This window comes from Streptomyces sp. T12, assembly GCF_028736035.1.
Classification (GTDB): domain Bacteria; phylum Actinomycetota; class Actinomycetes; order Streptomycetales; family Streptomycetaceae; genus Streptomyces.
Genome location: NZ_CP117867.1, coordinates 74,276 through 93,356, shown reverse-complemented (window position 1 = coordinate 93,356; position 19,081 = coordinate 74,276). Strand labels below are relative to the sequence as shown.

Annotated in this window: 18 protein-coding genes; 4 read left to right on the top strand and 14 right to left on the bottom strand. The window is 70.1% G+C overall.

Features of this window, described 5'->3' with window-relative positions:
- The first annotated feature begins 19 nt into the window (after positions 1-19).
- Positions 20-958, top strand: coding sequence for a hypothetical protein (locus PBV52_RS51315; protein WP_274250171.1), 939 nt, complete (start codon positions 20-22; stop codon positions 956-958).
- Positions 955-1,278, top strand: a complete 324-nt coding sequence (locus tag PBV52_RS51310; protein ID WP_274250170.1) for a hypothetical protein — start codon at positions 955-957, stop codon at positions 1,276-1,278. Before PBV52_RS51315 ends, PBV52_RS51310 begins: the two co-directional genes overlap by 4 nt.
- Before the next feature lie 183 nt (positions 1,279-1,461).
- Here the strand turns inward: PBV52_RS51310 and PBV52_RS51305 are convergent, their stop codons facing one another.
- The 4 genes from PBV52_RS51305 to PBV52_RS51290 all read right to left on the bottom strand — a co-directional run bounded on the left by PBV52_RS51305 (position 1,462) and on the right by PBV52_RS51290 (position 6,634).
- Positions 1,462-2,364, bottom strand: coding sequence for a Ku protein (locus PBV52_RS51305; RefSeq protein WP_274250168.1), 903 nt, complete (start codon positions 2,362-2,364; stop codon positions 1,462-1,464).
- A gap of 408 nt (positions 2,365-2,772) precedes the next feature.
- The gene (locus PBV52_RS51300) at positions 2,773-4,602 is read right to left on the bottom strand and encodes a hypothetical protein (RefSeq protein ID WP_274250167.1); all 1,830 of its coding nucleotides are present in this window, start codon (positions 4,600-4,602) and stop codon (positions 2,773-2,775) included.
- A gap of 111 nt (positions 4,603-4,713) precedes the next feature.
- Positions 4,714-6,144, bottom strand: coding sequence for a hypothetical protein (locus PBV52_RS51295; RefSeq protein WP_274250166.1), 1,431 nt, complete (start codon positions 6,142-6,144; stop codon positions 4,714-4,716).
- 241 nt (positions 6,145-6,385) lie between these two features.
- Positions 6,386-6,634, bottom strand: a complete 249-nt coding sequence (locus PBV52_RS51290; RefSeq protein ID WP_274250164.1) for a hypothetical protein — start codon at positions 6,632-6,634, stop codon at positions 6,386-6,388.
- 133 nt (positions 6,635-6,767) lie between these two features.
- Here PBV52_RS51290 and PBV52_RS51285 point away from each other — a divergent pair, with 133 nt between their 5' ends.
- Positions 6,768-7,532 carry a GntR family transcriptional regulator gene (locus tag PBV52_RS51285; protein WP_274250163.1) on the top strand — a complete coding sequence of 255 codons (765 nt, stop codon included), beginning with the start codon at positions 6,768-6,770 and terminating at the stop codon, positions 7,530-7,532.
- 75 nt (positions 7,533-7,607) lie between these two features.
- Here PBV52_RS51285 and PBV52_RS51280 read toward each other — a convergent pair whose 3' ends face one another.
- The 3 genes from PBV52_RS51280 to PBV52_RS51270 all read right to left on the bottom strand — a co-directional run bounded on the left by PBV52_RS51280 (position 7,608) and on the right by PBV52_RS51270 (position 10,813).
- Complete coding sequence (locus tag PBV52_RS51280; protein ID WP_274250162.1) at positions 7,608-8,693, bottom strand: fatty acid desaturase; 1,086 nt, start codon at positions 8,691-8,693, stop codon at positions 7,608-7,610.
- 90 nt (positions 8,694-8,783) lie between these two features.
- Positions 8,784-9,776 carry a diaminopimelate epimerase gene (gene dapF, locus PBV52_RS51275; protein ID WP_274250159.1) on the bottom strand — a complete coding sequence of 331 codons (993 nt, stop codon included), beginning with the start codon at positions 9,774-9,776 and terminating at the stop codon, positions 8,784-8,786.
- 128 nt (positions 9,777-9,904) lie between these two features.
- A complete protein-coding gene (locus PBV52_RS51270) occupies positions 9,905-10,813 on the bottom strand; it encodes a hypothetical protein (protein ID WP_274250158.1) in 909 nt (302 codons plus the stop codon).
- A gap of 190 nt (positions 10,814-11,003) precedes the next feature.
- Here PBV52_RS51270 and PBV52_RS51265 point away from each other — a divergent pair, with 190 nt between their 5' ends.
- Positions 11,004-11,555, top strand: coding sequence for a GNAT family N-acetyltransferase (locus PBV52_RS51265; protein WP_274250157.1), 552 nt, complete (start codon positions 11,004-11,006; stop codon positions 11,553-11,555).
- 48 nt (positions 11,556-11,603) lie between these two features.
- On the opposite strand, the gene PBV52_RS51260 is transcribed toward PBV52_RS51265, so the two are convergent.
- The 7 genes from PBV52_RS51260 to PBV52_RS51230 all read right to left on the bottom strand — a co-directional run bounded on the left by PBV52_RS51260 (position 11,604) and on the right by PBV52_RS51230 (position 18,852).
- Positions 11,604-12,071, bottom strand: a complete 468-nt coding sequence (locus PBV52_RS51260; RefSeq protein ID WP_274250156.1) for a hypothetical protein — start codon at positions 12,069-12,071, stop codon at positions 11,604-11,606.
- 127 nt (positions 12,072-12,198) lie between these two features.
- Entirely contained in the window at positions 12,199-12,456 is a 258-nt protein-coding gene (locus PBV52_RS51255) for a hypothetical protein (protein WP_274250153.1), read from the bottom strand.
- A 201-nt stretch (positions 12,457-12,657) separates the two neighbouring features.
- Entirely contained in the window at positions 12,658-13,509 is an 852-nt protein-coding gene (locus PBV52_RS51250) for a hypothetical protein (RefSeq protein WP_274250151.1), read from the bottom strand.
- A 227-nt stretch (positions 13,510-13,736) separates the two neighbouring features.
- The gene (locus PBV52_RS51245; RefSeq protein WP_274250149.1) at positions 13,737-14,024 is read right to left on the bottom strand and encodes a hypothetical protein; all 288 of its coding nucleotides are present in this window, start codon (positions 14,022-14,024) and stop codon (positions 13,737-13,739) included.
- A gap of 72 nt (positions 14,025-14,096) precedes the next feature.
- On the bottom strand, positions 14,097-14,312 hold the full coding sequence (locus PBV52_RS51240; RefSeq protein WP_274250147.1) for a hypothetical protein: 216 nt from the start codon (positions 14,310-14,312) through the stop codon (positions 14,097-14,099).
- 17 nt (positions 14,313-14,329) lie between these two features.
- A complete protein-coding gene (locus tag PBV52_RS51235; protein ID WP_373922057.1) occupies positions 14,330-15,319 on the bottom strand; it encodes a hypothetical protein in 990 nt (329 codons plus the stop codon).
- 26 nt (positions 15,320-15,345) lie between these two features.
- Positions 15,346-18,852, bottom strand: a complete 3,507-nt coding sequence (locus PBV52_RS51230; RefSeq protein ID WP_274250143.1) for a DNA polymerase III subunit alpha — start codon at positions 18,850-18,852, stop codon at positions 15,346-15,348.
- Positions 18,853-19,081: the final 229 nt, after the last annotated feature.

Here is a 19,081-nt window from a genome sequence, read left to right as displayed (position 1 = left end):
AGACCGCACCATTGCCCGCATGATCGGCATTCGCCCCGACTCCCTGGCGACCCGCCTTGTAACCATCCAGGACAGCGCTCGCCTCCAGGAGATCTACGGCGACGACGGCGTCCCGTTCATCCTGGAATCACGCCTCCCGGCCGAGGCTGTGCACATGGTCTCCCGCTGTGGCCGTCTGACGCGACGTGACCTCATCACCGCCCTTCCTCGGAAGCGCAAGATCGCCTTTGTGCACCCCTCGGAGGTATACGGGCAGATCGGCTTCGCGCTCGGCCTATGGGGAGTCCCGGTCAACTCCTGTGAGGCGTACCGGGACGCTCACGACGTTCTGAAGACCTGGTTCGACCACCAGGACGTGAGCAAGGTCCGCCCATTCGCGAAGAAGTGGAAGTTGCGGAGCCAGAACGTGCAGGCCGTCCTCGACGGGGTGCAGCAAGTCATCCTGGACGGCGACGAAATCCATGACAACGAGCGCTTCGCGGCCCGGCTGAACAGCGAGGTCGAGCGGCTGCGTGCCTGGAGCAAGCCCCTACACGAACGCAAGCTGAAGCATCACCACATCGGCTACCTGGGCGAAACCGACGTCCGCACCACCGCCACGTTGGTCCATGCTGGCGACGACGTACGGCGGGAGAACCTCGATCACCCATGCGTCGACGTCCTGCTCGCCGGCTTCACTGAGGAGCAGACCGCCACGGTGCTGGCGAAAGCGTTCGGCGACGAGGTCTCGGGCTGGTACGAGGCCGCCGTCTACGCAAAGGCGAAGAGCCCTGGTCACTTCGGTGAGCTGGTCCGACGCAAGGTGGGGCGCGCGTCGAAGAAGCACGGGGCCAGTACTCAGCCCGGCGGGTGCCGGCACTGCGGGCTGGGGCTTCCTTCACAGAGGGGGAAGGCCGACCCTTCGGATGGCCCGACGGCCGGGCGGCCTGGATCTGGCCGGATGGGGGCGCGGGGATGATCACGGACTCGCGTGCCCGGCGGTCGGCTCCCGCGGACAACGAGGCAGTCAGGTCCGAAGCACTCGGTCTGCTGGGCGACTGGGCCCTCAAGGCACTCAGCGTCGTGGGCTATCTGGCCGTCCCCAGTCTCGTCACGCTCGCCGTCCTGGTAGCGGGCAGCGGCGTCTACGCAGCGCTGGCAGGCTCGCTCGTCACGGCAGCAGCAGCGCTGCTCGTCGTGGCGCACCGGCCCTGGCGTCACGCTGCGCACCGCGCCGACGCGCGGAAGAAGGCCAGAGCACAGCAACCTGCGAGGTTCTGGCGAAGGCGCTTACGATGAGCCCTCGCTGAGCAGCGGCTCGGGCTCTCCTGGCCGGATCGGAGTACGGCGCCCATCCGTTCGAGTCCAACTCCCTGCTGAACCAGACGCAGACGCGCCGAGGCGCGTGCGGTGGTCGCACGGAATCGGTGCCGTCCTCCCCCGTGGGACGGCACCGATGCCTTTTCAGTTACGGGAGGACTCTCAGGCACCGCGCGGCGTCCGCCCGGTCGCCTTCGTGGTCTTCCTCGCGGGGGCCTTCTTGGCTGTCTTCTTGACCGCGGTCTTCTTCCGCAGCGGTTCGGCCAGTTCGGCGGCGGTCTCACCGCGGGAGGCCTTCGCCTTGGCCACCGACTCCTGCAGCGCGCGCATCAGGTCCATCACCTGGACCGGTCTCGTCTGCGGTGCAGGGGCTTCGGGAGGTGCTTGGCCCTCGCGCTTGGCGTCGATGACCTCGCGCACCGCCTCGGTGTAGTGGTCCCGGAACTCCCCCTGGTCAAGCTCCTCCCGTGTCATGGCGTCGATCAGTTGTACGGCTGCGGCGATCTCGTCGTCGGACAGCTGTACCGCCTTCGGCGCCACCTGGGATGGATCGCGTACCTCGTCGGGCCAGAGCATTGCGTGCAGGACGATCGCGTCGCCTCGTACGCGCAGCAGTCCGAGCCGTTCGCGGTCATGCCATGCGAACCGCGCGATGCCCACCTTGCTGGTGCGTGCCAGGGCTTTGCGTAGCAGGACGTACGGCTTCGCGGCCACGGGCCCTTGCGGCTGCAGGTAGTAGCCCTGGCTGATGCGTACCGGGTCGATCGAGGCGGCCGAAACGAAGCCGGTGAGTTCGATCGCACGCGCCGTCGGCAGCGGCATCCGGCGCAGTTCCTCGTCCGTCACAGGGATCACACGTCCGTCGGGGAGCTCGTAGCCCTTGCCGATCTGGCCATAGGTCACTTCGCGGTCTTCGGCCTCGCAGATGTAGCGGTTGCGGACCAAGCCCATGTCGGCCAGGTGGATCCGGCGGAAGTGCACGCTGTGGTCTTCGGTGGCGCTCACCACGCCGATAGGGATGCTGACCAGGCCAAACGAGATAGCGCCGGTCCAGATGCTCGGCATGGCCATACCTCCGCGACAGCCCCGAGCACCCTCAGGCTATGAGCCGTCGGGTGCCGTGGCATCCGGGCTGGCGAAGTCATCCACAGGCTTCCGCGGCCTGGCCGTCGGGTCCGTACGGTACTTCCCAAGCTGATCACGGGCACGGGGGTGCGGGATGTACCGAGTGGAGCTGGCGGCCCGGGTAGAAGCGGCGTTGACCGGGCTGTGATCGCTGCAGTCCTGGTCCGGCCAGGTTCGCGGCCGGCGCCGGGCGGCTGGAGCGCGGCGTTGCGGTTCGGCGCGCGGTGCTGGGTGCAGTTGCGCGTACCTCGACGGGATCGAGGTCGTGGATCTGGGGTGGGCTGGCTGACCGGGTGAAGCCGTCCCAGTCGGGCCTCAGTGCCGACTGCGACAGCGACGTCGGCCTCTTTACAGCAACACCTCCTCGTCGGCCTCCACGAAGCCGAAGCTGTGGGCCATGTAGACGAGGGCGCGGCGAAGCAGGGCCCGGCGGTCCTTGTGTTCCAGGGATGGGACAGCGGTGATCGTGACCGCCATCTCGGGGAGCACGCCGCGGTCGGTCGGACCGAGCGGGCTGAGGTCGATCAGCGTGCCGAGGTCGGACCGTGGCTGGCCGTGGGGTCCTTCGGCGCTCAGGCGCAGCTCGATTGTGGGAGCTCCTGCCCACTGCATGTGGTCCGGTTCCTGGGTGGTTGCCGCAGGCAGGAGGTCGGCTGCGGTTTCCCATGCGGCGAGCAGCAGCGCCTGAGCCTCTTCCAGCGACAGCCGCGTCGTGGCGTCGGCGGGCAGGGCGGCTTTCCACGCGGCGGCGTCCTCAAGCAGCACCTCGGCGCACGTCACGACGTGCACCTGTAGGGGGCTGGGCAGGGCCGCCATGACCGCGGCGGTGAGTGCTGGGCGGCCGTCCGGGGCGGTGACGGTGCTCGAGTAGCTCGCGGCGTCCCGTGCGTTTCGATGCGGCCCCGGCGGCCACTGGGCGGCGAGAAGCTCGGTGCCCCGGCGGCGCGACAGGAGCGCTGCCGCGCCGGCGAGCGCGCTGAACGGGAGGCCCTGTCTCAGCTCGCGGCGGCGTGGCGGGGTGATCTCCAGATCCCCGGCGTCGGCCCAGGGCCAGTTCACCAGGGCCCTCAACCGCAGTTGCGGAGCGGGCTGGTTGGCCGTCCAGTTCCGGGCGGCGCCGGTCTGGTCGAGGCTGAGGCGGATCTGCGGCTCCCACTGCCACGGACCACTTCCGGAGCGGACCAGGCGGCCCGGCCCCCAGCTGCCGCCGCCCAGATTCACGGACTCGGTGTCGGGGCCGAGCACCGCGGGTTGCTCACCGTCGACGGCCGGATAGCCCACCGCCGGGATCGCCTGGCCTGCCGCGTCCCGTCGGCCGGCGTCCATCACGGCCTGCCAGACCGGCTCGGCCAGCGCGAGCGGCGGCTGACGGTCCACCAGGCACAGCACCCAGCCGGGCCTGGACTCCGCAGTGTCCGCGAAGTGCTGCACCACGGCCGCGCCCTGGGCGTACGCCTCGCTGGTCGGCCGGCCCAGGTCCGCCACGCGGCGCAGCTGCTCGTAGGCCTCACTCAGCTCCCGCTCGCGTGCCGGAAGGCCCTGACCCACGCGCAGCTCCGGGACGGAGGTGTGCGCATTCGCATCGGCGACGGCCTGGCGGACAAGCTCGGTCAGGGCCTGGGGGCCGGGCATGTCCAGCGCCGCGATCCCCATGGACAGCAGGCGCTGGATCTCCGTGCGGGGCAGCCAGTGGGTTCCGTCCGCATCGCGCACCGGGACGGCAACGGTGTGCGCAGGGACCTGGCCCGGCTTGCCGGCTGGGGCGGCGACAACGAATACCGTGCCCGGCGCCTGCTGCGGGATGTCGATGAAGACCACACAGGAGTGTCCGTCGTCGGCCCAGCCGACGGTCACGCCGCGCGGCGCCGGGGTGACGCGCTCGCGGAGCAGCTTGCGCACCTGGTCGAGATCGACCGCCGACCGGTCGACGGAAACGATCCGATCGAGCACCTCCTCACCGTGCTCCAGTCGCGTGGTGATCCCGAGAATGAGGAGCCCTCCGCCGCCGTTGGCGAACGCGGTGACGTCCTTGGCGAATTCTTCCACCGAGGTGGGGTTGCGCAGCTCATACGGGGCCCCCTTGGCGTCCAGCCACTGGCCTTCCCGCAATCCCAGCAGCGCGGTGGGCGTATGGGCGCGCAGCGCCGACCGGGCGCCCTCGAGATCCGTCTGCGGCATCCCCGAAGTATCTCGGCCAGCGCATCCTGTTGGGGACTCTTTTCTCCTGTCCCCTGATCTGGGCTCGCTGTCCGGTTCTGTCTTCGCCGAGGGGCTGTGCGGGGCCGGGCTCTACGGTCGGCGTGCGCGCTTCAGCCACCGTCGCAGGGCCGCCCGTCGTCCGCCTTCGCCCGGGTCGGGCGGCGGGTAAGGCGGCAGGGGTGGCCAGGTCGGCGCCGGCTGCGGTGGGATCCGGTCTGCGAGGGTCGGTCGCTGCGCGGGCATCGGCGGGATTCGCGATGCAGGCGGCGCGGCTGGCTCGCGATCGGTGCTGGCCAGGGCGGTTTCCTCGGCGGCTGCGGTGTTCGCGTCGTCTCCGGTTGTACTGGCCGCGGCGGCCTCCGATTTCGGCTGTCGGGGCTGTCGTACGGCAGGGGCGGTCTCGGCCTCGCTGGCGCCGGGACGTGTGGGGGTGGCTGCTGGTGGTGTTGGCTGTCCGGTCTGTTCCGACGGCGGTGTCTGCTCCGATGGTGCCGCGATGGAGGGTGGTTCGACCGGGCGGCGAGGAGGGCGGCGTGGACGAGTGCCGGGCAGGGGTTTAGGAAGGTCCACGGTGGTGCCATCGGTGTCCCAACGGGCCACCTGCCAGGGCTGTTTCACCCAGAGTTGCAGTTCGATCCAGCCCTGCCGCTGGGCCCGGGCCTGATCGGCGGGGAACAACTCCCAGTGCCCGTATCCGAGGAACTGGCCCGAGCGGGTGGTGGCGCCGATCCATTCAGGCGTGGTGCTGCGCAGGGCGACGCGCAGGCGCACGGCGGTGCCGTCGATGTGAACGGGCTGTCGGGCGATGTACATCACGACATAGGAGTCGTTGTTGCGGCCGGCGGCACCAACGGTACTGGCTGGTCCCCACACCGCATGCGGGATGGGTGGGGCGGTGCCGTCGATGAGCGCCTGGGCGAGTGCGTCCACGTCGCCGCGACCGTGGCAGAACTCGCTCCAGGGGATGTTGCGCTGCCCGTTCGGGGCGATGGCGGCGAACTGGGCGGCGACGTCGGGGTCCTGGCGGAAGTCGTTGAGGATCTGCACGATGCGGCGGGCGGAGGCGATCGCCTGTCCGGTCTGCTTGCTGGTGGGACGCGGGCCTCCTCCACCACGCGCGCGACCGGGCCGGGCCGGGGTGGCCGGCTGTTTCGTGCTGCCGCCGGTGCCCAGTTGGTCCAGCGGCGGGCAGATCAGCCGCCACTGGCCGGGGCGGCGCACCACGGTGCCCTGGGAGGAGTCCACCAGATGCTTGCCGCGCTGGTCGAGGTCGTACTTGCAGTTCGGCTTGTGCGGGTCGATCTTGAAGTAGTGGGAGGTGCGGCCATCAGGGTCGTCGGCGTTGCCGTGCCGGGCGCCCACCCTGCTTCCGCACCCGCCGCACTTCAGCGGGGGCACGTACCGCGGGTGCGGCTGGCGGTCGATCTCGGACGGGCCGTAGGGGTCGCCCCGGTCATCCTCGATCTCCGGGATGCGTACTCCGCGCTTCTTCCCCGACTTCGCCTTCCGCGGCTGCGTCACGAACTCCTCCCCGCTGCTGCTCGCCCTCTGATCAGCTGTCCCTTTCCTTGATCCTCCCTCAACTCCCAGGGGTTTCCTGTCGACTTGGCGTCATTACTCGCCCCCAGCAGTCGTGCGGCTACCTGGGTGTCCGCGCCGGTGACCACACGCGGAGGACCGATCAGGACGTACGCCCCGGGGCGGGGAGGGATGACGTGGGCTCTCGGAGTCCATCGCGGGTCTGTTTGGAAGGTTCAGTTGATTACTGCGGGTTCTCTCGATCGAGTTCGGCCCAGATGATCGATCTGCCGTCCTTCAGCTCATGTCCGAAGCGGTCCGCGGTGGAGTTGAGCGATGTGAGCATCGTGCGGCGGAGCGTCTCGTCCAGCCCGTCGGGCACCTCGGCTTCGATGCGGATCCGGTGCTCCGATACGTCCTGGTGGGGTGTCGTAGCGAGCGCGTGTGCGAGTAGGGAGGCGAGCTCGGTGGCCCGGGTATGCGGCGAGCTCACAGATTTCCCCCACACGAGAATTACGCAAAGTAGTTCTAATGCATCAGTTTCTTTCTGATGCATTAACTTGTCAATCGGGATGCATGCCTCGCTCCCGCGCCCCGCCCGCTGCAGAGCCGTACGGAGTCCACGCATGGGTCTCGAGTCGCCGCCGTACCTGCGCGTCGCCGATGACCTGCGCCGCCGCATCGCCGCCGGAGAGTGGGAGGTCGGCGAGAAGCTGCCCAGCCGCGCCCAGTTGGCCGCCGCCTACGGTGTCGGCGCCAACGTGCTGCAGAAGGCCCAAGAGCGTCTGATCATCGAAGGGGTGCTAGAGGGCCGCGCAGGGTCCGGCACTTATGTCCGCACGCCGCGCGAGCGCCGCCGTATGGTCCGCACCCGCCAGGGTGAACAGCGCGGAGGCGCCCCGTTCAGGGCGGATATGGCGGAGCTCGGCTCCGCCGGCACGTGGGAGTCCCATTCGCAGGCCCGTACGCCCGCGCCGGACCACATCGCCCAGCGGTTGGGCATCACCCCGGGCGATCTGTGCGTGCGTACCCATTACGAGTACCTGGCCGACGGCCAGCCGGTGCAGACCTCGGTCAGCTGGGAGCCGATGGCCATCACCGGCGAGACCCCCATCGTGCTGCCCGAGATGGGGCCGCTGGCCGGCAAGGGCGTCGTCGAGCGGATGCGCTCCATCGGGATCACCGTCGACACCGCGCTCGAAGTCCCCCGCCCCGCCCGCGCGACCCAGGCCCAGGCCAACGTCCTCGGCATCAGCCTCGGCGACTTGGTCCTCATCATCGAGCGCACCTACTACGACACCGGCGGCCGCGCCGTGGAGACCGCCGACATCGTCGTGCCCGACGTGCGGTGGGAAGTCGCCTACGAGATCGGCATCCCCGCTCCCCAATAAAAGGCATGTGCCCTCCGCATCCAGGCTGCGAAGGGCACATCGTCGCGCGGGCAGCGTGACGCCAAGGGGAGCAGCTCAGGACACCGGCTGCCGCTCCCGCTGCCCCAGCCGCCCGTTCTGCAGACCGGGCGGGGAGGCGAGCATCCCGGTCAGCGCCCTGAAGTGCCGGCGTGCAACCGCACTGTCGCCGAGGAGCAGGGCGTCCGGGGTGTAGGCGGGGATGCCGAGGATGTCCCTCTCCAGGGCGGGCAGGTAGTTCCAGCGCACCGCCGGGTGGGCGGAGTGGGCGTAGTGGTAAAGGTCGCCGTACGGCAGCCAAGTGCCCCGGGCGAGCAGGGCGAGCACCGGGTTGCGGGGGTACAGGCGCAGGCACCGGGCGGCTTCGACCAAGGCCGGAGGCCCCTCGACGGTGTCGGCGTCCCACCAGCGGTGCTCGACGAGCAGCGACATCCAGGCCAGCTGCGGATACAGCAGCAGGCGAGGCAGGAGGAACACAAACAGCGCCGCCTGCCAGCCGAAGACTGCGGTGATGACAAGAGGCACGGCCGCGAAGCCGGCCAAGCGCCACCAGCACGCGCTACTGGTGCGCAGGTTGTCGGCGATGCCTCGCAGCGTCGCGGCCAGGCCGGCCGGGGTGAGCGGGAAGACCAGGGCCAGCACGAAGCGGGTCCGGGTGACCCCGGTGCGCAGGCCTGCGTCGTGCAGCTCCTGCAGGTTGGGGTCGGCTCCGATCACGGTGGCGTTGGGGTGGTGCTCGCGGACGTGACGCTGTCGGCGGACCGGGACCGGCACGAAGCCGAGCGGGATGTGGACGGCCGCCTCGGCGAGCATCATGGCCGCGCGCGGGCTGCGGGTCAGGACGCCATGCACAGCGAAGTGGCTTACCTCCTGAAGGTGGCGGAACTTCACCGCTCCGGCGGCTGCACCGGCGAGCCACCCGACGGGGCCGCCATGGGCTGCGATCAGGCACCAGCCGATGAGCTCGATCCAGTGGCCGACCAACAGCAAAGCGGGGGTTATGTTGTTTGCGCGGGCGCGCTGCAGCGCCATGACGTCGCGCAGTGACGCTAACTGGTGGCGGCCGCGGCGCGGGCTGAACCACCAGCGGTCCGCCTGCCGCACCGCCATACCGGCGGCGATGATCCCCAGGTACGTGACCAAGACCGTCCCCTTCACGGGTCCTTGTGCCGGGGCCCGGCCAGATCCGGCGCAGCCGCGGCACAAGCCCGCATACGGGGCGGGCCACTGGGGCTACACGTCGGTCAGGCTGATCCCGGCTTCCTGCAGTACCTTGCGATTCTCGCTGTTCAGAGCGGCGAATGCATTAACTTCGTCGAGATAGGCCTCACCTGCATACTCAACGGGGTCATCGCCGAGCAGCGCCTGCGGGTCGATCTGCGCGGAGTAGACCTTGGTGGCGTTGCCTTCCAGGACCGGCCGCCAGACGTCGCCATGCTGCTGCAGCCAGCTGCGGGCAATCCCGCCCGGGTTGCGGATCACCACCGGCTGTTCCGGGGCCACCTGTCCCAGGCAGGAGAGCACTGCACGGGAGGCAGCCACGCCCGAGCCGCATGACAGGGTCAGGCCCGCGCCCCGCTCGAATGTGCGGATGAACACCTCGGCGGGCGCGAGCGGCAGGACGAAGGAGACGTTCGCGCCGATCGGGAAGACGTCCGGCGTGGTGGCCACCCGGGTGCCGGTGGCCACCAGCTCGGCCTCGTCGTAGGTGTCGACCACGCAGACCAGGTGCGAGTTGGGTACCGCGAGCGCCGTGACGGGGCGGGAGGGGTGAAAGGCTGGCAGGAGCTGGTCGACGAAGGAACCCTCGGCCTGGGCCACGATCGGGTCGGCGGGGGTGAAGTCGACGGCGGGCAGGTCGACGGCGACCTGGCGCACGCCGTGCGAGGTGGTGCCGGCATCGCGCACCGTGAAGGCGTACGGGCCGGTGTGGAGCACCACACTCTCGGCCTGGTGGCGGTCGAGCAGGAGGCGGCCGGCGCCGCGCATGCCGTTGCCGCATAGCAGCGCCTCGGAGCCGTCGGGGTTGTAGAACCAGGCCTGCGCCGTTCCGTCGCCGTGGTCGGCGACGAAGTACACGCCGTCGCCGCCGAGTCCGCGGCGGCGATCGCACATCAGCCCGACGGCGCGGGCGATGTCAGACTCAGCGAAGTGGTCGGTGGGGGCGCCGTCGATGACGAGGATGTCGTTCAGGGAGCCGTGTGTCTTGGTGATCGAGAGCGCCATCGTGTCCGTCCGTCGTTCGCTACCGGCCCTCCCAGCCGGGACCAGCCTGACCAGGCCAGTCTAGGCGGCGGCCACAGTCCGCCCGCGCCGCAGGCACAGGCACAGGCGCGGGCGCGGGCGATCGGCAATCACAGCTGGGCGATCGTGGCCCGGACAGCGTCCTCATCCCAGCCCGCTCCCGCCAGCATGGGCCGGACGCGGGCCTCGAAGGTGCTCAGCGCGAACGGTGCGGAGGTCGAGCCGTGGCCCCAGGTCGACTCAAACCGGCCCGCCCACCGCTCCACCGACTTGAAGTACACCGACGAGCGGCCGCGGATGTACTCGGCATCCCCCTGCTCCTCCTCCACCAGGACAGCGGCGTTGGAGACGACGACGAAGTCGATGGCCTGGTCGGCTCGCAGCCGGTCGCGCACCGCCAGGGCGCACTGCACGCCCAGGGACCGGTGGTGGTCGATGAGCTCCAGCAGTGAGCGGGCGAAGCCCTCCTTGGCCAGGTCATCGGCCCAGCAGATGAACAGGCGCTGGATGCTGCCGCCGGCCTCGATCAGCTGCCGGTTCACAGTCAGGTACTCGCGGCGCGCCGTGAGCAGATTGGGATTGGTGGTCAGGTCGGCGGCCAGGACACGCTTGGGCTCGGAGCCGGACGCGATCAAGACGCGGAACAGCATGACCGACAGCCGCGGCACCTCGGAGGCGTAGACCTGCAGATGCCCGTCGGCTATCTCGCCGAAGTCGGCGATCAGCTCCTGCTCGAGTTGCGCCCGGATCAGCGCGAAGTACTTCGCATCGGCCATGTCCCGGTCGTTGGCGCGGCGCAGTTGGATGTAGATACGCCGTAACCACATGTGGTTCGCGATCATGAGGAGCAGCAGGACCGTCTCGACGATCAGCAGGATGTTCGTCAGGTTCTTCTGCTGCATCGCCCACGCGACAGCGGGCACGGCGAGGCCGATGATGCCGATCAGAGCGTTGAGGGTCTGTGACGAGAGCACATCGGCGGCCCGGGTGCCCAGATCCCGGCGCGGTGGTGTCGACATCCCTGAGAGCCCCCTAGACCTGCTGTCGGCTTAACCAGGAGATCATGATCCCGAGTTGCGGGAGCACAGGCAAGATGCACCCGCAGCCAACCTCCTGGTTCGCTTGTCGGCCTGATAGCCGTGCCTGCAGGATCATTCGAATCCCGGAAACAGCCGTAAGCGCTCCATCGTGCCGTGCCAGGCTGCCCTGATGATCGAGACTGAACGCCTGATCCTGCGCCGATTCCAGCTCGCCGACGCAGCTCCGCTCGCGGCCTACCGCAATGACCGGGACATCGCCCGCTACCAAGCGTGGCCCTCCCCTCTCACCCCCGAGGCCGCCACGGACCAGGTCCGGAAGTACAGCAAACAGGACCCTGAACAGCCCGGATGGTTCCAGTACGCCATCGACCTCAAGGCCGACCACAGCCTCGCCGGTGACCTCGGCGTGCTCCTTCATGGCAACCGAATGCAGGCCGAGCTGGGCATCACCCTCAGGCCGGATCTCCACCGCAGGGGATACGCCCTCGAGGCCGTGCAGGCCATCCTCGAGTACCTGTTCACCAAGGGGCTCCACCGCGTCTCCGCCGATTGCGACACCCGCAACAGTCCCTCGGCCCGCCTCTTGGAACGCGCAGGCTTCCAGCTCGAGGGCCAGCGCCCCGAGTTCACCCGGAACATCAACACCGGCGAGTGGACGGACACCCTTCTCTTCGGCCTGCTGGCCAGCCGATGGCGGGAACTCACAGCCCGTGGCACGTAAAACTCAAGCCACCACCGCAAGTCCGGACTTGCGTGCGCCTGATGCCGCTCACGGCTTCAGCGTGTCACCCTCGCCCGCCAGGTCGTCTCCGAGACCGCGCGCGGCGAGCTCCAGGGCAGCGTCAAGGACGGACTGTTGACGCAGTGGGTGCTGGGCGAGCCACATACGTACTGCATCGGTCACGGCGGCCTTGATGGTGGTGTTGTGGACCACGGATGCGAGCTTGAGCTGCTGCTGGAGGCTCTTCGGGATCGCGGTCGTGAAGGCGACCTCGGGATCGTCCACGCCCGTGAGCCGAGCGCGGAGGCGGTCGTCGAGGCCTACGAGGCGGTCCGCAGGATCGGCGGTCAGTTCCGCGGCAAGGGCACCCAGGACCTGGGCGAGGGCAACTCTGGTGAGGTCGAGGTCGAGAGCCGCGGTGTTGCACCAGCGTTTGAGCGCCTGGTGGTCGGCGGGTGGGAGATCGACGGTGACACGGACCTTCTTGTCGGGGGTGGAATTGAGTTCTGCTGTCACGCCAGTCTCCTCGTAGAAACGTCAAGGTCATCGATGTCGAGGATCGCGACGTCCAGGTTCACACTTCGCGCATCCCATCCGCCCGCCCCGTGGGCGACAGCCAGCCGCCGGTCGCCTGGTCGGAGCCTCACTTCGGCCAGTGATCCGGTGCAGGGCTGGATGCGACGGCCTGGTCCAGGACCCGGTCCCGCAGCCGGACGGCGAGCTCGTTGATCGCGTTGACCAGAGCCACCACGACATCCACCGGTTCTCCGGAATCGACCGCCACCTCGGCGTCCTCCAGGAGCCGGAGGGCATCGCCAGCGAGCTCCGCCCGGGCGGCGCGTTCTTCCGGGCTGAAGCCGGCCAACTGCTCGGGCGCGAGAGCTGCGGCGATGCCTTCCAACTGGGCGCGGGAACAGATCAGTTGCTGCGTCGCGGAATCAAGACATTCGTGCATGTCCCCGCAACGACAACCCTGCCACCGTGGTCACCGTGCGGCAAAGCCTCCTGGGACACCAGTCCCGCGCGCTCGGCACGAGCCCGGGGCAGCGCCATGGCATGCACGGAGGCGTTCGGCCCGCGCGTTCTCGAGCAAGCGCTCCAGTCAATCTGCCGGGCAGCTGGCAGGTGCCAATGCGTGCTGAATCCACCAGCGGCGCAGGCGGAACGGCGGATGGCTGCGTAGCGCGATTGCCGTGGAGACGAGCCGGGTCGGCGCAGGCAGTGCCCGGCTATCGTCAAGGAAGTGCGTCAGCGCGCTCACCGCTACGCTGCGCCCGCACCGCCGAGCCGCGATCCTGTCACAGGCCAACTCTGCCCACCAGGAGGTGGCGGTGCACACGGCGAAGAGCACGGTGATCCCCGCGGCGGCGTGCGGGAGAGCGAGCAGGCCGGCGCACGCCACGCTGCTCATGGCCCCGGCCGAGGCCATGAGCACGAAGGTTCGGGAGTCGTTGCGCTGGATGTGCGCGAGCTCGTGCTCCACGATGTGCGGCAGACTCGCCGCGCCCTCGGGGAAGAACCAGAAGTGCCCCAGCTCGATGTGGCCCAACGTCCTGGAACTGCGAACAGATTCGGCGGCGCCCCACCAGCCGAGCCGGGCGCCGGCCACGGCCAGGGTGATGCGCTCCATGCCATGCTCGGTTGCGAAGGTCGTGACGCGCGCGTCGACCTTGCGCATTTGGTCTGCCTCGGCCGCCAGAGCGGCCTCGTGCGGCTTCCACACGCGGTCCCGGTACACATCCCAGGTCATCTGCTGGCGCCACAGGCCCGTGATCCCCATGTTGCCCAGCGCGCTGAACCCCACCGCGGCACGCAGCCCGCCGGCAAAGACCACCGCCACCAGCACCTGACCCGCAGACGGGTCCCCTGCGTAGTTGGCCACGGCCATGACGATCGTGAAGACGACGGCGACCCCGATTCCGCCCAACCGGTGCCACACCCTGTCCGCGACCATGGAGCTCACCGTATCCGCGGCACGGGCCTTGGGGAGCTCGATGGTGCGGCGGACCGGCCGTTGAGCGGGGCACGCCGGGCCCGAACGTCCCGTTCTGCAGTGGGTGATCGGCGGTGTCCCCGATGATGGACACCGCCCGGGGATGCGGACAGCCGCAGCCTCATGCGCATCAGTCCGCGCGCGGAGCCCAGGGGGGCCAGCAGGAGACGTGGCCGCAGGGCGCGGGCCTACGCTGCCGCCGACTGAACCTCGGGATGACGGGCCTTGGTCCGTACGGCGGCCTCAATGCCGAAGCGGGGCTCGTCGTTCTCCTTCGCGTGCGCGGTGACGGCGGCCTGGACCTTCCCGGCCAGATCCCGCCAGTGCTGCCAGGCCGTCTCGTAATTCCCGGTCTGCTCCACCGTCCAGGGCGTCGCCGTGGGCTGGCCGTAGGTGTCCCGCAGTTCCAGTACTCGACCGTGCGCCTCATCGGCGGCTCTCTGCAGTTCCACCAGTTCATCGAATGTGTGTGCCACGTCGACGGATCCTATGTCGCCCTTGGCGGTGTACAGGCGTGTCCCACTCAGCGCGCCGGGCACCCCTGCGTACTACTGCGTGGTCTCGCCGTGTGCCGTCCAAGTCCGAAGGACGTGCTCCCGGCCTTCCGTCTTCTCGATAAGCCACACCACCACTTTCGGGTCCTTGCTGTAGAGCCCGACCCACTCCGTGTACCGGTGCTGGGCGGTGTCGAGGACATCCCACTCCCCCTCCACGATGGGGCCGTTGGCCACAAATCTGAGCCGGGCGAGGTACGTGGTCTCCACGGTGTGTGACTCCCCCGTCATGGGCGGCCGCGGCGCCCGGCGAGGGCGGCGGGCAGCACCGCGTCGACGCCGAAGCGGCGGCGGGCGCGGTCTGCGGCAGCCTCGATGCGGCGGGCCTTGGTGTCGTCGGGGTCGAAGGTGAGCTGGTGGGCGGCGGCGGTCGCATCCGTGAGCTCGGCGGTCAGGGACAGTGCGCGTACCCGGGCGCGCTGCAGGCCAAGGCTCTCGTAGAGCCCGGCGGCCGTCCGGGTCAGGGCCAGGGTGTGCGCGGTGGCCTCGGACGGGGTTCGGGTGCGGCTGGTGGTGGTGCGGTCGGCGTAGCGCACGGTGAGCGTGAGCGTGCGGGCTACGGCCTGGTCGTCGCGCAGGCGGGCACCGAGCTGGTGGGTGAGGGCGAGCACAGCGCGGTGGTGTTCGTCCGGGTCGAGTTCGTCACGGTCGAAGCCGTGGCTGACGGTGGTGGTCTTGGACAGGGCATTCGGGACAACGGTTCTCGGATCGTGGGCGTGTGCGCGCTCGTGCAGTTGGCGGCCGGCGGCGGCGCCGAGCAGGCGTTGCAGGGTCGCGAGCGGGGTGCGTGCGACGTCGCCGACGGTCTCCAGGCCGTGGTGGATCAGCGTGCGCGCTGTGGCCGGTCCGACGCCGGGCAGGGCTGCGACGGGGCGCAGGTGGAGGAAGGCCACGATCGCCTCGTCGGTGTCGTCGATGACGGTGAGGCCGCCGGGCTCGGTGACAGCGGCCGCCATGGCAGCCAGCATGAGGCTGCTGCCGGCGCCGATCGTGGTGGGCACGCCGGTCCAGGCGAGGGTACGCAACCGGATCATCTGGGCGAGGCCTTCGGGATCGCGGTCGAAGTACTTTTCCGCTCCTGTGATGTCAGCGATCGCGGCGTCGGGCGGGAGGGCCTGGACGCGGGCGCTGATGGTGGCAAGCAGGTCCAGCACCTGCGGGTAACGCGGGTCGCCGGGGGCGAGGTCGTGGTAGTGGACGTGCACGATGTGCCGCATCGGGGGCTGAGTCGGGGTCATGGCGCTCACCCCGGGCTTCCGGGACTGGTGTGGCCGAGCTTGGTGAGGTCGGCGGAGCGGGTGCCTGCGGGCTGCAGGTCGGCCCACGGGTGCAGGGCGGCGCCGGTCTCCACCGGCAGGGTGCGCTGCGGCCGCGGGCGGGCCGGGGCGGGCGGGGGCGGAAGGTCGTCGCCCAAGAGGCGGGTCACGGCTTCGGGGCCGCGGTCGCGGCGGGCGGCGGCGAGCTCGTCGAGATCCCATACCCGCTGCCCGGTAAGGGTGTTGCGGCGGCCGCGGCGCTGGACCTGGCCGCGGACCAGGAGCAGCCCGGAGTGGAAGATGGTGTGGGCGCAGGCGTCGTGGCTGTCCTCGAAGAAGGCCAGGTCGGTCATGCCGGTGCCGTCCTCCAAGGTGACGAAGATGATGCGCTTGCCGCTTTGGATGGGCGGGGTCTGGGTGGAGGCGCGGACCCCGGCGACGAGGACCTGCTGGCCCGGGTAGAGCTGGGCGAGGCGGGCGGCGGGGACTGCCCCGAGCTCGCGCAGGAGCTGATGGTGGTGGTCCATCAGGTGCCGGGTGACGTCGATCTGGAGGTGTTCGAGCTCGGCGCCGAGGGCCTGGCGGCTGGTCATCTCCGGCAGCCCGGACGGGGCGGGCACCTGGTCCTGGCCGTGGTCGAGGGGCATCTGGCCGGTGGTGGTGCGGGTGCGGGCGTGCCGGTGCAGTTCGGTGATCTGCAGCAGCAGGTCGCGGCGGGTCTGCGTGCCGGCGAGGGCGTCAAGGGCGCCGATCTGCACGAGGCGTTCAGCTGTCGGCCGGGCGGGACGGGCGCGCTGCCACAGGTCCTGCAGGGAGGTGTAGGGCTGGTGGTCGGCGATCCGGGCGACGTCCGTCTCGCTGATGTTCTTCACGCCGCTCAGGGCGAGGCGCACGCCCCATGTGCCGTCGGCGGTCTGCTCGATGCTGTGGTGGGGGCGGGAGCGGTTGATGTCGACGCCGAGGACGGGAACGCCGTGACGGCGGGCGTCGGCGACGATGATCCGCTTGGGCCACATGCCCGGGTCGTGTTCCAGCAGGCCCGCGTAGAGGGCGGCCGGGAAGTGTGCCTTGAGCCAGGCCGACTGCAGGGCCGGGACGGCGAAGGCGACCGCGTGCGCGCGGCAGAAGCCGTAGGCGCCGAAGGCCTCGATGGTCTCCCACACGCCCGTGAGCATGGCGGGGTCGTACCCGCGGGCCATCGCCTTGGTGTGAAACCATTCCCGCAGCTTGGGCAGGCGCTCGGCATCTGCGAGGGCGCGGCGGGCGAGTTCGGCGAGTGCCCGGTCGCAGCCGGTGAGCACGCTGATCATGTCGATGATCTGTTCGTGCCAGATGACCACGCCGTAGGTGTCCCGCAGGATCGGCTCCAGGTCCGGGTGCGGGTAGACGGGTTCGGCGCCGTGCCGGGCGGCGATGTACTGCTCGGGCATGCCGCCGGCCACCGGCCCGGGCCTGAAGAGGCTGATGTCGGCGATCACGTCTTGGACGTCGCGCGGCTGCAGCCGGGACAAAAGATCTTGCTGGCCGGATGACTCGAGTTGGAACAGGCCGATGGTGCGGGAGTCCTGGATGAGCTTGAAGGCGAAGTAGTCGTCCAGCGGCACCTGCTCCGGGTCGTCCAGGTCGATGTGCCGTCCGGTGGCCTGCTCGATCTCGGTCACGGCGTGCGCCATCGCCGACTGCATGCGCACCCCGAGGACGTCGAGCTTGACCAGTCCGAACCCGTCGAGCTCGACATCGTCCTTGTCCGCCTGCACCATCGGGTACTCGCCGCCCGGCGTGGGCTGGACGGGCAGCCGGTCCAGCAGGGACGCGTTCGACAGGATGACGCCGCACGGGTGCATGGCCATACCGCGCGGCAGCTTGTCCAGGCCCTCGGCGAGCTCGAACAGCATCCCGAACCGGCTCGCCTCCGCGGCCAGTTGCTTCAGCTCGGGCAGTTGGGCGAGCGCGGCCTGGATATCGCACGCGCGGATGTGCGGGAAGGACTTCGCCACCCGGTCCACCACGTGCGGCGCGATCCCCAGGGCGAGGCCGGTGTCGCGCAAGGCGTGGCGGGCACGGTAGGTCTCCGGCATGCCGGTCACCGCAACCCGCTTCGCACCGAACCGGTCGAAGATGCGGTCGTAGACCTCCAGACGGCGGGCGGATTCCACATCGATGTCGATGTCCGGCAGGGAGCGGCGCCTGACGCTCAGGAAGCGTTCCATCAGCAAGTGGTGGTCGAGGGGGTTGGCCGTGGCGATGTGCAGCAGATGGTTGACCATGCTGCCCGCGCCGGAGCCGCGCGCGGCGACCCGGATGCCCATCTCCCGCACGTCAGCGACCACCGTGGCGACGGTGAGGAAGTAGGTGGCGTACCCGAGCCGGGCGATGACCTCGAGCTCTTCCTCCATCCGCTCCCGTACGGCCCGGTCGCGGTCCAGGCCACGACGGATCAGCCCGGCCTCGCACCGTTCGCGCAGCAGCCAGTCCGCCTCCCCCGCTTCGCCGCCGGCCCCGACGACCTCCGGCTCCGGGAAGTGCGGCACCCCCAGTTGGAGATCGGCTACCGGGTCGAGCGTGCAGGACGCGGCGGTTGCCGCGGTCTCGGCCAGGAGTCGGGACGCGCGCTGCGGGCCCGCGCCAGCGGCGTGCGCGATCCGAGCGGCGACCTCGGTCATGGCCTCGGGGCCTTTCAGCCACCGCTCGCCCAGGTCCAGCCCGGTCGGGCGGCGGAACGGGATCGGCCGCAGCAGCCGGGCCGCGTCCAGCACGTCCGCGAGCCGGTGCTGGGAAGCATCGGCGTACCGGACCGCGTTGGTCACCACCGCCGTCACGCCGATGCGGTCGGCCAGCTGCAGCGTGCGCGCGGCCAGCCTCAGCGATCCTGGTCCGGTGCCGGACAGCCCGTAGTACACGCACTCCAGGCGCAGGCCTGCGCCGAACAGCGCGCGCCACGGGGCGAGCAGCTGCTCGGCGACGTCCGGGCGGCCTGCGGCCAGGGCGCGCACCGGTTCGGACACCGGGCCCAGCAGGACGACCAGACCGTCCCCGGCGTGCTCGGCGAGCGCGGGAAGGGGCAACAGCGGGGAGCCACCCGCGGCCGCGGCATGCGCGGCCGACACCAGCCGGCACAGGCGCGCCCAGCCCTCCTTCGTCTGCGCGAGCAGGGTGATGCGCATCCGGGGCTCGACCACATGGGCGCCGCCCCTCACCGGCGTACGACGTCTCTGGGCAGGGCCTGCGGGGGCGTGTGCTGCGACGGCGAGGTCGACACCGAGGATGGGTCGCACGCCCTGAGCGGCGCAGGCCTTCACGAAGCGGATCATCCCCGTGACGCAGTCCCGGTCGGTGAGTGCGAGGGCGCTCATGCCGCGCTCCGCCGCGCGGGCCACCAGGTCCTTGGGGTGGGAGGCGCCGTAGCGAGCCGAGAATCCGGAGGCGGTGTGCAAGTGAGTAAAACCATCGCCCCGCACCTCCCGTCGCTCATGCACCCCCTGCCCGGCCTGCATCTCCTTAGGTATCCACCATACCCCGCATTCGCGCAAGTGTTCGAAACACACGTTCGAGAGCTGTGTCCGCGCCAGCGCACGTACGCACGATCGAGCTGTCCTGCGAGATGAAGGGTGAGCTGTGCCAGGACACGAGCATGCCGAGCGTCGCGTCCCCGGCAGCCGACGCCTTCAGGACGCCCCTCCGGGCGGGTGAGCGGCCGTGGTGTCGCCTGGAGACCTCGGGTGC

Coding starts and splice junctions, on each gene's coding strand:
- PBV52_RS51235 (WP_373922057.1), bottom strand. CDS start 15,319: ATGCGGCACATCGTGCACGTCCACTACCACGACCTCGCCCCCGGCGAC.
- PBV52_RS51265 (WP_274250157.1), top strand. CDS start 11,004: ATGATCGAGACTGAACGCCTGATCCTGCGCCGATTCCAGCTCGCCGAC.
- PBV52_RS51285 (WP_274250163.1), top strand. CDS start 6,768: ATGGGTCTCGAGTCGCCGCCGTACCTGCGCGTCGCCGATGACCTGCGC.
- PBV52_RS51315 (WP_274250171.1), top strand. CDS start 20: ATGATCGGCATTCGCCCCGACTCCCTGGCGACCCGCCTTGTAACCATC.
- PBV52_RS51310 (WP_274250170.1), top strand. CDS start 955: ATGATCACGGACTCGCGTGCCCGGCGGTCGGCTCCCGCGGACAACGAG.
- PBV52_RS51305 (WP_274250168.1), bottom strand. CDS start 2,364: ATGCCGAGCATCTGGACCGGCGCTATCTCGTTTGGCCTGGTCAGCATC.
- PBV52_RS51300 (WP_274250167.1), bottom strand. CDS start 4,602: ATGCCGCAGACGGATCTCGAGGGCGCCCGGTCGGCGCTGCGCGCCCAT.
- PBV52_RS51270 (WP_274250158.1), bottom strand. CDS start 10,813: ATGTCGACACCACCGCGCCGGGATCTGGGCACCCGGGCCGCCGATGTG.
- PBV52_RS51250 (WP_274250151.1), bottom strand. CDS start 13,509: ATGGTCGCGGACAGGGTGTGGCACCGGTTGGGCGGAATCGGGGTCGCC.
- dapF (WP_274250159.1), bottom strand. CDS start 9,776: ATGGCGCTCTCGATCACCAAGACACACGGCTCCCTGAACGACATCCTC.
- PBV52_RS51230 (WP_274250143.1), bottom strand. CDS start 18,852: ATGCAGGCCGGGCAGGGGGTGCATGAGCGACGGGAGGTGCGGGGCGAT.